The 12,159-nt window shown below is 28.8% G+C and carries 14 protein-coding genes; 8 read left to right on the top strand and 6 right to left on the bottom strand.

All coding sequences use genetic code 11. The annotated features are described in order from the left end of the window. Positions 1-150: 150 nt before the first annotated feature. Entirely contained in the window at positions 151-1,356 is a 1,206-nt protein-coding gene (locus tag ABCP60_RS14870) for an NlpC/P60 family protein (protein WP_092921962.1), read from the top strand. A 63-nt stretch (positions 1,357-1,419) separates the two neighbouring features. Here ABCP60_RS14870 and ABCP60_RS14865 read toward each other — a convergent pair whose 3' ends face one another. Beyond that, positions 1,420-1,929 (bottom strand): ferritin, encoded by a 510-nt coding sequence (locus ABCP60_RS14865; protein WP_092921965.1) that lies wholly within the window; start codon positions 1,927-1,929, stop codon positions 1,420-1,422. A 416-nt stretch (positions 1,930-2,345) separates the two neighbouring features. Here ABCP60_RS14865 and pyrB point away from each other — a divergent pair, with 416 nt between their 5' ends. From pyrB to pyrE, 4 genes are read left to right on the top strand one after another with little or no spacing between them, the layout of a single operon-like run. Continuing rightward, on the top strand, positions 2,346-3,317 hold the full coding sequence (pyrB, locus tag ABCP60_RS14860; RefSeq protein WP_343102050.1) for an aspartate carbamoyltransferase: 972 nt from the start codon (positions 2,346-2,348) through the stop codon (positions 3,315-3,317). Positions 3,318-3,347: 30 nt separating this feature from the next. Continuing rightward, positions 3,348-4,040 (top strand): dihydroorotate dehydrogenase electron transfer subunit, encoded by a 693-nt coding sequence (locus tag ABCP60_RS14855; protein ID WP_166506094.1) that lies wholly within the window; start codon positions 3,348-3,350, stop codon positions 4,038-4,040. Next, the gene (locus ABCP60_RS14850) at positions 4,033-4,935 is read left to right on the top strand and encodes a dihydroorotate dehydrogenase (RefSeq protein WP_343102049.1); all 903 of its coding nucleotides are present in this window, start codon (positions 4,033-4,035) and stop codon (positions 4,933-4,935) included. The genes ABCP60_RS14855 and ABCP60_RS14850 overlap by 8 nt, the downstream gene beginning before the upstream one ends. Positions 4,936-4,994: 59 nt before the next feature. Further along, entirely contained in the window at positions 4,995-5,579 is a 585-nt protein-coding gene (gene pyrE, locus ABCP60_RS14845) for an orotate phosphoribosyltransferase (protein ID WP_343102048.1), read from the top strand. A 21-nt stretch (positions 5,580-5,600) separates the two neighbouring features. Here the strand turns inward: pyrE and ABCP60_RS14840 are convergent, their stop codons facing one another. Together ABCP60_RS14840 and ABCP60_RS14835 are read right to left on the bottom strand one after the other, a co-directional pair. Next, complete coding sequence (locus tag ABCP60_RS14840) at positions 5,601-5,849, bottom strand: hypothetical protein (RefSeq protein ID WP_343102047.1); 249 nt, start codon at positions 5,847-5,849, stop codon at positions 5,601-5,603. Between the two features lie 128 nt (positions 5,850-5,977). Further along, on the bottom strand, positions 5,978-6,871 hold the full coding sequence (locus tag ABCP60_RS14835) for a LysR family transcriptional regulator (protein WP_343102046.1): 894 nt from the start codon (positions 6,869-6,871) through the stop codon (positions 5,978-5,980). Positions 6,872-7,051: 180 nt separating this feature from the next. Between ABCP60_RS14835 and ABCP60_RS14830 the strand changes: the two genes are divergently transcribed. Then, on the top strand, positions 7,052-8,104 hold the full coding sequence (locus ABCP60_RS14830) for a putative sulfate exporter family transporter (RefSeq protein WP_343102045.1): 1,053 nt from the start codon (positions 7,052-7,054) through the stop codon (positions 8,102-8,104). 82 nt (positions 8,105-8,186) lie between these two features. Here the strand turns inward: ABCP60_RS14830 and ABCP60_RS14825 are convergent, their stop codons facing one another. The 3 genes from ABCP60_RS14825 to ABCP60_RS14815 form a co-directional block, all read right to left on the bottom strand. Further along, positions 8,187-9,446 (bottom strand): sodium:proton antiporter, encoded by a 1,260-nt coding sequence (locus tag ABCP60_RS14825; protein WP_343102044.1) that lies wholly within the window; start codon positions 9,444-9,446, stop codon positions 8,187-8,189. A gap of 174 nt (positions 9,447-9,620) precedes the next feature. After that, a complete protein-coding gene (locus tag ABCP60_RS14820) occupies positions 9,621-10,274 on the bottom strand; it encodes a deoxynucleoside kinase (protein WP_092921992.1) in 654 nt (217 codons plus the stop codon). Further along, complete coding sequence (locus tag ABCP60_RS14815) at positions 10,262-10,930, bottom strand: deoxynucleoside kinase (protein ID WP_092921995.1); 669 nt, start codon at positions 10,928-10,930, stop codon at positions 10,262-10,264. The genes ABCP60_RS14820 and ABCP60_RS14815 overlap by 13 nt, the downstream gene beginning before the upstream one ends. A gap of 175 nt (positions 10,931-11,105) precedes the next feature. Here ABCP60_RS14815 and ABCP60_RS14810 point away from each other — a divergent pair, with 175 nt between their 5' ends. Together ABCP60_RS14810 and ABCP60_RS14805 are read left to right on the top strand one after the other, a co-directional pair. Continuing rightward, the gene (locus ABCP60_RS14810; RefSeq protein ID WP_343102043.1) at positions 11,106-11,981 is read left to right on the top strand and encodes a DNA glycosylase; all 876 of its coding nucleotides are present in this window, start codon (positions 11,106-11,108) and stop codon (positions 11,979-11,981) included. A 16-nt stretch (positions 11,982-11,997) separates the two neighbouring features. Further along, positions 11,998-12,159, top strand: a 162-nt coding sequence (locus ABCP60_RS14805) for a PLDc N-terminal domain-containing protein (RefSeq protein WP_343102051.1), incomplete at its 3' end; no start/stop codon positions are given.

Raw genomic sequence — 12,159 nt, 5'->3', positions numbered from 1 at the left:
AAATAATACTACATAGTTGGTAACAATAGATTACAAAAAAGTTACAAGTTTTACAAAAATTATTAAATCTTGTGTATTAGTATTTTATCCGTATAAGTTTCACGTAAAAAGTAACCATAAATTATGGTCAGTTTTTGGAGGAGAAATATTATGAAAAGGAAAATATTAGTACCAATGTTTGCATCAGTTGTAGCATTATCAATGAACTCAGTTGCCAATGCAGATGAAAAAGCAAACGTAGAGCAAAAAGAAGATAAACAAAATACTTTAAAATTAGATGAATTTAAAGATGTTTCATATAAAGTTGCAACTGTTAAAGATGGAGTAGCTGTAAAGATAAGAAAACAAGGTGAAGTTAAAAAAGTAGCTTACACTGGAGAGGAATTTAAAGTTTTAGGTATTCAAGGTGAGTGGGTAAAAATATCTGACAATGGTGAAGAGGGTTGGTTACCAAAAAGATTTGTAGATATAAAAGAAGCTCATGGGTACACTACTGAAAACAAGGTAAACTTTAGAAAAGAAGCAAATACAGACTCTGATATAATAGATGAGTTAGATTTAGGAAGTTCACTTAAAGTTTTAGAGGACAAGGGTGAATGGGTAAAAGTTAAAAAAGGTGAAGATGAAGGGTATGTTAAGGCATCTTATATTTCTGATCAAGCCCCAGTTATAGAAGAACAAGTTGCTCAAGATAAGCAAAATTTAAACGGTGCAGCTGTTGATACTAACTTAAGCAATAACGATACAGATAATAATGATGTAAACAATAATACAAATAATTCTTCAAGCACTAGTATGAATACTAACTCGAATAGCAACAAAAATAATTCTTTAAACACTGATAAGAATGCTAACTCAAACAGTAGCACAGATAGTGAATTAAATACAATAAAAAAACCTAGTTCAAATGAAAACAATATACAAGCTGACAAGATAACTCAAGAAAAAAATGATTCTTACAATCCACCAGCAAGTAATACATCAGCTGCTCAAGCTGTAGTTAATTTAGCTTATGCTAAGTTAGGGTCACCATATGTTTGGGGTGCAGAAGGTCCAAATAGCTTTGACTGTTCAGGTCTTACATCTTATGTATATAGAAATGCAGCAGGAGTATCATTACCAAGATCGTCAAGTGCTCAAGCTGGATACGGACAAACTGTAAGTAGATCTAATCTTAAACCAGGTGATTTAGTATTCTTCTCAACTAATGGGACTGGAAATGTAAGTCATGTTGGAATATATGTAGGTGGAGGAACAATGATTCACTCGCCTAAGCCAGGTAAAAGTGTTGAAACAGCGAATATAAACTCATCTTACTATTCATCAACATTTGTTACAGCAAAAAGAGTTTTATAAATAGATTTTGATAAAAAATATTACTGGAATTAATAATTCCAGTAATATTTTTTTACTTAGATTTTAAGCATTAGTAGGAGGTGTGAAAACTCTAGTTGATAGCTCTTCATCTAGCATATATAAAGCAGCTGTATTTCCTTCACATCTTCTAACTTTTTTAAGAAGAGAATTAAAGGTATTTTCTTCTTCAACTTGTTCATCTATAAACCACTTAAGGAAACTTATAGTAGCATGTTCTCTTTCTTCGTTAGCAGTATCTGCAAGTTCATAGAATCTACTAGTTACAACTTGCTCATGGTTGTATCCTCTTTGGAAGGCATCTAATATATTCTCATAATCATTTTCTGGTTTAGCTATTTCTTCTAATTTAACCATACCGTTTTTTTGGAATATGTAATCATATAGCTTCATTGCGTGGAATAACTCTTCTTGAGCCTGAACTCTAAAGAAGTTAGCAAAACCACTTAGGTCAATAGATTCTGCATATGCTGCCATACCTAAGTAAGTATAAGAAGAGTAGAATTCAAAATTAACTTGTTCATTAAGTTGAGAAAATAATTTTTCGCTTATCATATAAAATCTCCTTTCTAATTTATATCTAATTAAAAGTTTAGCATAACGATTGATTTATATAAACAAAATTTTCCATATACTTAAATACATCTGTTGAAGTCTAACTAATAAATATCTTTATTAAGAAATCTAATACCAATTTATTTTAAGTAAAATAAACTAAAAATATAACATAGGAAAAATTAATTAAATTATACTTTAGGAACTGATCAGTTTAATTTATTTTTAAAGTAATCATCATTACAATTACTTTAAAAATAAATTAATACTTAAAACTAGGAAATAGTGTCATTATATTTGTTGAAACAATAATTATGGAACATATTGACATAAATATTAAAAGGTGCTAGAATTCAATCAGAAATAAAAATGCTTTTAAATTCAGTCCAGAGAGGCTGACAAGGAGGAAAAATAAAATGTTATTAAAAGGAAGAAATTTAGTCCAACCAGAAGACTTTTCAATACAAGAAATAGACGAGATACTATCTTTATCTCGAAATATAATAAACAATCCAGCAAAATATTCCCGTGTATGTGAGGGAAAATTACTCGCAACTTTATTTTATGAACCATCAACAAGAACAAGATTAAGCTTTGAATCTGCCATGCATAGACTAGGCGGAAGTGTAGTAGGTTTTTCAGAGCCAAATTCATCATCTGTATCAAAAGGAGAATCTCTAGGAGATACAATAAGGACAGTATCATGTTATGCAGATGTGATAGCTATGAGACATCCAATAGCAGGTTCAGCTAATGAGGCAGTAAAGTATGCGGAAGTACCATTTATAAATGCTGGAGATGGGGGAAATCAACATCCAACTCAAACACTTACAGATCTATTAACAATAAAATCTCTTAAAGGAAGTTTAGAAAATCACACTATAGGATTATGTGGAGACTTAAAAAATGGAAGAACAGTACACTCTTTAGTAAAAGCAATGGCTAGATACAAGGGAACTAAGTTTGTATTCATTTCTCCAGATGAATTAAAGATGCCACAATATATAAAAGAAGAAATACAAAATCAAGGTCATGCTTACTATGAAACTAATAACTTAGATGAAGTTATTGGAGGATTAGATATACTTTATATGACAAGAGTTCAAAGGGAAAGATTTGAAAATCAAGAAGAGTATGAAAAGCTAAAAGACTACTATATACTAAATAAAGCTAAAATGGTGAATGCATCAAAGGATATGCTAGTAATGCATCCATTACCAAGAGTAAATGAAATAAATATTAATGTAGATGATGATGAAAGAGCTGTATATTTTAAACAAGCAAAGTACGGAATGTTTGTAAGAATGGCTCTAATAATGAAATTACTAGGGATAAAAAATAATGTAGATGTATTAGAAAGAGAATTAGAGTTAGTACAAAATCTTTAATTAGCATATGACAAATGAGGGGAGAATCACATGTATAAAGTTATTGAAAATAGATATGTAGGCGAAGGAATGTACCTTATGAAGGTAGAAGGCAAATTTGAAGGTAAAATGGGGCAGTTTTATATGTTAAGGGCATGGGATAAATACCCATTACTTTCAAGACCTATAAGCATTCATGATATAGATGAAGAAGGAATAACATTCTTATACAAAGTTGTAGGGGAAGGAACGGAAATATTAAGCAAATTAGAAGTAAATGATACTATAAAGCTAGAAGGGCCATACGGAAAAGGATATGAAAAAGTAGAAGGTAGAATAGCTTTAGTAGGTGGAGGGATTGGAGTAGCACCATTATACTTAGTAGCTAAGAACCTAGATAACTGCGATGCATATTTAGGATTTAGAAATGAAGCTATACTAAAAGAGAAGTATGAAGAAGTTTGTAATGATGTTTATATAGCAACAGGAAATACATTTGTAACAGATATACTAGATGTAAATAAATACGATTACATATTAACTTGTGGTCCAACACCGATGATGGAAAAACTAGTTAAAATGACAGAAGGTACGAGTACTAAAATAATGGTATCATTAGAAAATCATATGGCTTGTGGGGTTGGTGCATGTTTAGTATGTACTTGTAAAACTCAATTTGGAAATAAAAAAACATGTAAAGATGGGCCAGTATTCTGGGGAGAGGACGTGATATTTAATGGCTAATCTAAGAGTGAAATTCGGTAAAATTGATTTTAAAAATCCTGTTGTAATGGCATCTGGAACATTTGGGTTCGGAAAAGAGTATAACGAAATTTATGATATACAAAAGCTTGGAGGAGTAAGTAGTAAAGGACTTACTTTAGAAAAGAGAGATGGCAACACTGGTATGAGAGTATGGGAAACACCATCTGGAATGATGAATAGCGTTGGATTAGAAAATCCAGGAGTTCAAGGATTTATAGATAATGAAATACAGTTCTTTAAAGAATTAGATTTAGTAAGAATAGCTAATGTTGGTGGTGGAACATTAGAAGATTATATAAAAGGTGTTGAATTATTAAATAATCAACCAATAGATATGATAGAGCTAAATATATCTTGTCCAAATGTTAAAGCTGGAGGAATGGCTTTTGGAATAAAAAACGAAGTGGCAAGAGAAGTTGTAAGAGAAGTAAGAAGTATAACTGACTTACCTTTAGTAATAAAATTATCACCAAATGCAGAAGACATAGTAGGAATGGCAAAGGTATGTGAAGAAGAAGGTGCTGATGGAGTATCTTTAGTAAATACATTCAAAGCATTAGCAATAGATATACACAAAAGAAAGCCCGTATTTGACAATGTATATGCAGGATTATCAGGACCAGCAATAAAGCCAATAGCACTAAGAATGGTTCATGAGGTAAGCAAAAATGTCGATATTCCGGTAATGGGAATGGGAGGAATAACAAGCGCTAAAGATGCCATAGAATTTATAATGGCAGGCTCTACATGTATACAAGTTGGAACAGCAAACTTTATAAATCCTAAAATAGGGCTTGAGATAATAGATGGCATAGAAAAGTTTATGAAAGCTGAAGGAATAAAGATCTTAGATGAAATAAGAGGAATATTATAAAGGTACAATTAAATTAAAAGGGAATTATTAAATAAACATAAATTTTGGAGGGCATAAATATGAGTAAAGTAGATGTAGTAGAAATATTAAAGAAAAGTGAAGCATTATTAGAAGGACATTTTTTATTATCATCAGGAAAGCATAGCAATAGATACGTTCAGTGTGCAAAAGTATTAAGATATCCACAATATGCTGAAGCGGTATTAAGTACAGTTGTTGAGCAAATAAAAGATTTAGATATAGATTTAGTAGTTGGGCCTGCTATGGGTGGAGTAATAGTTTCTTATGAATTAGGAAGACAATTAAATAAAGAAACAGTATTCACTGAAAGAAAAGACGGAGTAATGGAATTAAGAAGAGGATTTGAAGTTAAGCCAGGGGCCAAAATAATAATAGCTGAAGATGTTGTAACAACTGGTAAGTCTACAATTGAAACTAAAGAAGCTTTAGAAAAGTTAGGTGGGGAAGTTATAGGTGTTGCTTGTATAGCAAACAGAACTAGCCACGATATAGGAATGCCAATATATAGCGCTATAAAATTAGATATACAAGTTCATGATGCAGATGAGTGTCCTTTATGTAAAGAAGGAAATATAGAACTAGTTAAGCCAGGAAGTAGAGAATTTAAAGAAATAGGAATGTAATATAAACAAGAAGACTAGAGATTAATCTCTAGTCTTTTTATAAAATATTGATATAAGAGTTATTTCAACCAACAAAATCATAAACATAATATAATTTCTAAGCATAATATAAGATTTATTATCTTCAAATAATTGATATTGCCAATTACTTCTTAAAAATTCATCTATAAAATATAACAAAAATATAGATGTGAAAAATGAAACGATTATAGAAAATATAACTATGCCTATAACTATGAATATTTTATTTGAATTTTTGAATCTATCCACAATTTGACCACCATTAAAAAATTTTAATCAATAGTAGTATACTATGGACCACTTGTAGTAATTTGTCATTTAATGATGTATTTAAATTTTTTTTAGATATAATATTATGTTTAAAACTACTAAATATACTATTTATTTATATTAGATACATACTCTTTCAACTCATCAATAAATACTTGAGTTACGTTAGACGTAGTTATATTTCTTGGTAAAATTAAAGAAAAACATCTATAGTAAGATTCATCTATATCTATTACTGATATTTCATTATTTTTAACAGCAGGGCTTGTAACAAGGTCAGATATAATAGTTATTCCTATACCATTTCTAACAGCTTCTTTTACTGCATAGTTACTACCAAAAGTAATTATATTTTTAGGAATGATTTTATTATTATTTAAAAACATGTCCATAAATTCTCTAGTACCAGAACCCTCTTCACGAGCAATCCAGCTTTGATCTTTTAGCTTATCAAAAGAAAAATTACTAGAATTAAGTTCATATTCAAAAGGTGTAGCTAAAACCATTTTATCTTTTAGGAAATAATCTTGATTAAAATCAGGATATATAGAAGTACCTTCGATTAAGCCTATATCAAAATTAAGATCTTTTAGATGATTGCATATAACAGTAGTATTTTCTATGAATACTTCAACTATTACATCAGGGTATTTCTTTGAAAAACTAGCTAAAAATTGAGGAAGAAGATATTCTCCTATAGTTAAACTAGCACCAATTTTTATATGTCCTTTAAAGGAATTTGAAGTATCTCGAACATCCATATATGTAAGGTCTACCAAATTTAAAATTTCCTTAGCTCTTTTATACAATATATATCCACTTTCAGTTATAAAAATATGTTTTTGTTTTATAGATCTATTTATAAGAACTACACCAAAGTAACTTTCTAAATTTTTTATATGAGTGCTTACACTAGGTTGGGATAAATTTAGGTATTCACCAGCTTTAGTAAAGTTTTTTAATTCTACGACTGAAATAAAAGTCTTTAATTCTTCTAGCAATTTAAATCCTCCAATTCTAAAAAATGTATAGTTTAACTTCATTTGTCTTAATAATTATTATATCATAAATAGCTATTAATAAAATTAATGATTATTATTTTTATTATTTATTTTACTTATGAATAGGATAGATGTATACTAAAAACATAGACGAGGACGAAAAGAAAGAAGGTATTATAAATGGATATTTCAAAAGGAGCAGTAAAGAATAATAAAAAATTTCAATATATAAAAGAAGTAAAAGAAATATTACCAGGTTTAGTTGTATCAGTATTAATAGGTTTAGCAAGTATGTTAATTGCTAAGGCAGTTCCAAAAATTGGAGCAGCAACTATATCTATATTTTTAGGTATGTTAGTAGGTAACTTATTCTTAAATCAAAAAGTATTTCATAAAGGATATAAATTCTCAGAAACTGATTTACTATCGTATTCTATAGTATTATTAGGAGCAACTTTAAGTATATCAACTCTAATGGAATTAGGATTCAATGGTATATTATTTATAGTAATTCAAATGGCTATAACTATAATAGGAGCTTTATATATAGGAAAAAAATTAGGATTTGGAGAAAATTTTAGATATCTAATGGCAGCAGGTAATGCGGTATGTGGATCATCTGCTATAGCAGCTACAGCTCCAGTCATTGAAGCTGATGATAAGGATAAAGGTATAGCTATAACAATAGTAAATGTCACAGGAATATTTTTAATGTTTTTACTTCCATTAATATCAGATTGGTTATACAATCTTGAACTTGTAAAAACATCAGCTATAATAGGTGGTACATTACAATCAGTAGGGCAAGTTGTTGCAAGTGGTGCTATGGTAAGTGAGCATGTAAAAGATTTAGCTACTATATTTAAAATAGTAAGAGTTATACTTTTAGTAGTTGTAGTATTCACTTTTGGTCATTTAAAAAATAAATCAAATACTGAAATAGTAGAAGAAGAGATACAAGATACTAAAAAGGGCAAAATAAAGGTTCCTTGGTATGTATTAGGATTCTTTATAACATGTGCTTTATTTTCTACAAGCATTATATCTCCAGAGGTATCTCATATTTGTAAACTGTTAAGCAATAAATTAGAAATAATAGCATTAGCAGCTATTGGATTAAGAGTAAATATAAAAGATTTAGTAAAACAAGGTAAGGCAGTATCTTTATATGGATTATTCGTAGGTACTTTACAAGTAATTACTGCAGTTATTTTAATAGGAATATTATTATAAAAGGGTGTTCATATGAACACTCTTTTATAATGTGAACATCAATTGTTTATTAAGTAAAGCAAGTTTAGTCACTCAAATAATACTATAAGTTAGGAGATTTATTATTAGAAGTATATTCCAATAAGTCGAGTTTTTTAGCTAGAAGCTTAGTTGTACTACCTTGAACTATTAAAGTAACTAGGATAGCCATAAATGTGATAGAAGAGATTATTTCGTAACCAGGGATTTTCATAGTAGAAATTATACCGCAAAGTGCAGCAGGTATAACTCCGGTTTCTCTCACCCACATCATAAATAACAATTCTTTTTTTGTCCACATTGCTTTTCTGTCTGGGAGAGCACATATTAGAATACAGATTGGTCTTATTATAAAAATAAATGCTAAAACAACCAATAATGATGGTAGGAAATATTTTGATAATACAACTAATTCAACTTGACTACCTAAAATAATGAATATAGCCATACGACATAAAGTTCCGAGGGTTTCAGCAACATAAAAATCGGCATCGTATGATTTTTGAGATAGCCAAATTTTGAAATTTTTTTTATTACCCGTAATTATTCCAACTATAAAGCAAGCCATATATCCACTTCCCCCAAATTTAGTTGCAATTTCATAAGCTATAATAACTGAAAGGATAGATATTATTGGAGCAAAGTCCTTAAAAACACCATAAGGTTTATCATTGACTAGTTTTAAAAGTACAATACCAGTAATACAACCAACTAAAGAACCTACAATAATCATTATGGATAAATCCCATATATTTTGTGTCAAAGAAAACTTACCAGAAAGTAAAATGGTAACAATTGCAGAAGTCAAAATAGCCCCTGTAGCATCATTAAATGCCGATTCACTTATAACTGTTTGTGACACCTTATCTTTAACTTTAATTTTATTAAAAATAGGTACTAATGTAGCAGGGTCAGTAGATGAAATTATTGAACCTATGAGTAGAGCCGTAATAAAAGGAATTTGAAAGTTAAATTTTACAAATTGACTTACTAAAATAGATGAAATAATAACACCTAATGTAGAAAGTAAAAAAACAGTTATTTTTACATTTTTTAATATTTTTAAATTAATCTCTTTTCCACCTAAATAAAGTATGAAGGCAGAACCGAAAGTAAGGATAAGTTGCTTTTCTAGTTCAAAATAACTAAGATCTATCATTTCAAGAAAATAAGGTCCTAGTAAAATACCTGCTAGTAAAAATAAAACAACATCAGGGATTTTTAATGATTCACTTAATTTACTGCAGACAATACCGGTCATAGCAATAATTGAAAAAGTTATAAGTAAGTTATTACTTGCTATAATTTGAATAGAATCTTCCATTTAAAACACCTCACCTTTTAAAATATTAATACTATAAAAATAATATTATTTTTTATAGTATTAATATTTTTGAAAAATGTAACTGTCTAATATTATTAAAATATTATCAAATAGTTTACTTTAAATATATACTGCACTAAAGATCGTCCATATAAAAAAGGAATGCAGTTTATACTACATTCCTAAAATTCTCTTTATTTCATGGCATAACATGTCTACATGCTCTGGATTATTTACTAAATCTACTTTATCTATATTTACATACAGCACAGGCGATTGGTCATATTCAGCTATCCATTTTTCGTATCTGTTGTGAAGATTTTTCCAATATTCTATATCAACGGCTTTTTCCATTTCACGACCTCTAAGCCCGATTCTATGAACTATAGTATCTATAGAACCATCTAAGTATATCATTAAGTCAGGTCTTCTAAGATGAGGAACCATGTCATTAAATAAATCCCTATAAGTTATATAATCTCTTTTAGTCATTTTCCCATTATCATATAAATTTCTAGCGAATATTTCTACATCTTCATATATACTTCTGTCTTGTATATTGTTTAATCCATTGCAGTCTATTTCCTTTTGTTGTTTAAATCTTTGTGCTAAGAAATATAACTGAAGGTGGAATCCCCATTTTTTTTGGTCTTTATAGAAATCCTCTAAGTATGGATTTCCATCAACCTTTTCAAAATGAGTTTCAAAATTTAATTTTTCACCAATTATCTTTGTTAAAGTTGACTTTCCTGCACCAACATTTCCTGCTACTGTTATGAACAAGTCCCTATTTAGAGGCTTATTACATTGATTTACTAAATTAAACATGCTGTTTCTCCTTCTAATGCCTTTATTGCATTTTCTACTTTATCTATTATAAATTGTCTATCTTCTTCTTTATTTAAGAAATCTAGGTTTGAATTATCTATTTCAATTATCAATGGCTCTTTACCTACAAAGTTATGCTTTATAGATAAAGGGTTAAAATAATATTTATATTCTGTGCTTAGCTCATGTATATAATTTCTATCCATTTGTCTTTCAAAGCTTCTATCTCTCATAGCTATCCTTTTCATTAAGACATCTGTATTAGAGTTTAAGTAGATAACTATATCTGGTTGAGGCAAATCATTTACAAATATATTGTACATTTGCTTATATCTATGGAATTGATTATTATCAAGTGTTATACCAGCAAATATAAGATTTTTTATTATATGGTAATCACTAACAACTCCATGAGACTTATTTAATTGATTTTTTTCTATATCTTCTAATTGTTTTACCCTATTAAATAGAAAAAATGCTTCTGTTTGTAAAGCATATTCTTTAATATCAGTATAAAATTTTGATAAAAAAGGATTCTCTTCTACAATTTCTCTAAGAAGAGTATAACCGAAATGTTCATTAAGTATAGTTGCTAAAGTAGTTTTCCCAACACCGATAGGCCCCTCTATAGCAATAAATATTCCTCTATTTTTCATATGAAATCACCTTCTAAAAATAATATCTTTTGTATTTTATCAGAAAAAAAATTTAAATTCTACTCTAGAATTTTTAGGAAAAATTTGATAGATAGAGTATAAGAAGATTTAATTTATATAAAATATGGGTAAATTAGTATTATTAAGAATAATCATAAAAAAGGAGTATATATAAATGAAGGTTTATGAAGAAAATAATACAGTAATATTAGAAGGTGTAGCAGATTTTAATCCTAAGCATATATTTGAGTGTGGGCAATGCTTTAGATGGCATAAAGAAGCAGATAACTCATATACTGGAGTTGCAAAAGGTAGAGTGATAAATGTATCTCAAAAAGACAATAAAATATACTTAGATAATACAAATTTAAAGGATTTTGAAGAGATTTGGTATAATTACTTTGATTTAGGAACAAATTACACAGATATAAAAAATACTTTAAAAAACATGGATGAACATTTAAATAAGGCATCTGAGTTTGGTTATGGTATAAGGATATTAAAACAAGATGGATGGGAAATGTTAATTTCATTTATAATATCTTCTAATAATAGGATCCCAATGATACAAAAAGCAATAGAAAATCTATCAAGAAATTATGGAACTTATATTGGAAATTATAGAGGTAAGGATTATTATGCTTTTCCAACACCAGAAGAATTAAACAAAGCTTCGCAAGAAGAAATAAGAGCATGTCAGACTGGGTTTAGAGATAAATACATAAAAAGTACAACTGAGAGTGTAATAAAAGATAATGAAAATATATCTGGATATACAAGTTTAAGTACTGATGATTGCATAAAAGAATTAAAAAAATTTAATGGAGTGGGCCCAAAGGTAGCTGACTGTATAGCTTTATTTGGAATGCAAAAGTATGATACTTTCCCTGTTGATGTATGGGTAAAAAGAGTTATGCAAGAATTTTATGTAAGTGAAGATATAAGCTTACCTAAAATGAGAACTTATGCTATTGATAAGTTTGGTAATTTGGCTGGGTTTGCACAACAATATTTATTCTATTATGCAAGGGAGCTTGGTATAGGCAGATAAAGATGAGGTAGAAATTATGAGTATTGGAGTTTTTTTGTTTTTAAGCTACTTAACCATATCGTATATTGTTGGGGCGATTATTTCTATGTCAATAATACTTGAGAATAGAGATCCTGCTAGAACTGTTACATGGTTACTCATTTTTATATTACTTCCAGGAATAGGTTTAGTTATATAT

Origin of the sequence: Romboutsia sp. MSSM.1001216sp_RTP31141st1_G3_RTP31141_220114 (assembly GCF_039031195.1) — a bacterium.
GTDB classification, from domain to species: Bacteria; Bacillota; Clostridia; order Peptostreptococcales; family Peptostreptococcaceae; genus Romboutsia_C; species Romboutsia_C hominis.
Note: the sequence above shows the minus strand (reverse complement) of the source record. Positions and strands in the feature narration are given on the sequence as shown.

Coding starts and splice junctions, on each gene's coding strand:
- pyrB (WP_343102050.1), top strand. CDS start 2,346: ATGTTATTAAAAGGAAGAAATTTAGTCCAACCAGAAGACTTTTCAATA.
- ABCP60_RS14830 (WP_343102045.1), top strand. CDS start 7,052: ATGGATATTTCAAAAGGAGCAGTAAAGAATAATAAAAAATTTCAATAT.
- ABCP60_RS14865 (WP_092921965.1), bottom strand. CDS start 1,929: ATGATAAGCGAAAAATTATTTTCTCAACTTAATGAACAAGTTAATTTT.
- ABCP60_RS14855 (WP_166506094.1), top strand. CDS start 3,348: ATGTATAAAGTTATTGAAAATAGATATGTAGGCGAAGGAATGTACCTT.
- ABCP60_RS14850 (WP_343102049.1), top strand. CDS start 4,033: ATGGCTAATCTAAGAGTGAAATTCGGTAAAATTGATTTTAAAAATCCT.
- ABCP60_RS14815 (WP_092921995.1), bottom strand. CDS start 10,930: ATGAAAAATAGAGGAATATTTATTGCTATAGAGGGGCCTATCGGTGTT.
- ABCP60_RS14820 (WP_092921992.1), bottom strand. CDS start 10,274: ATGTTTAATTTAGTAAATCAATGTAATAAGCCTCTAAATAGGGACTTG.
- pyrE (WP_343102048.1), top strand. CDS start 4,995: ATGAGTAAAGTAGATGTAGTAGAAATATTAAAGAAAAGTGAAGCATTA.
- ABCP60_RS14810 (WP_343102043.1), top strand. CDS start 11,106: ATGAAGGTTTATGAAGAAAATAATACAGTAATATTAGAAGGTGTAGCA.
- ABCP60_RS14870 (WP_092921962.1), top strand. CDS start 151: ATGAAAAGGAAAATATTAGTACCAATGTTTGCATCAGTTGTAGCATTA.
- ABCP60_RS14825 (WP_343102044.1), bottom strand. CDS start 9,446: ATGGAAGATTCTATTCAAATTATAGCAAGTAATAACTTACTTATAACT.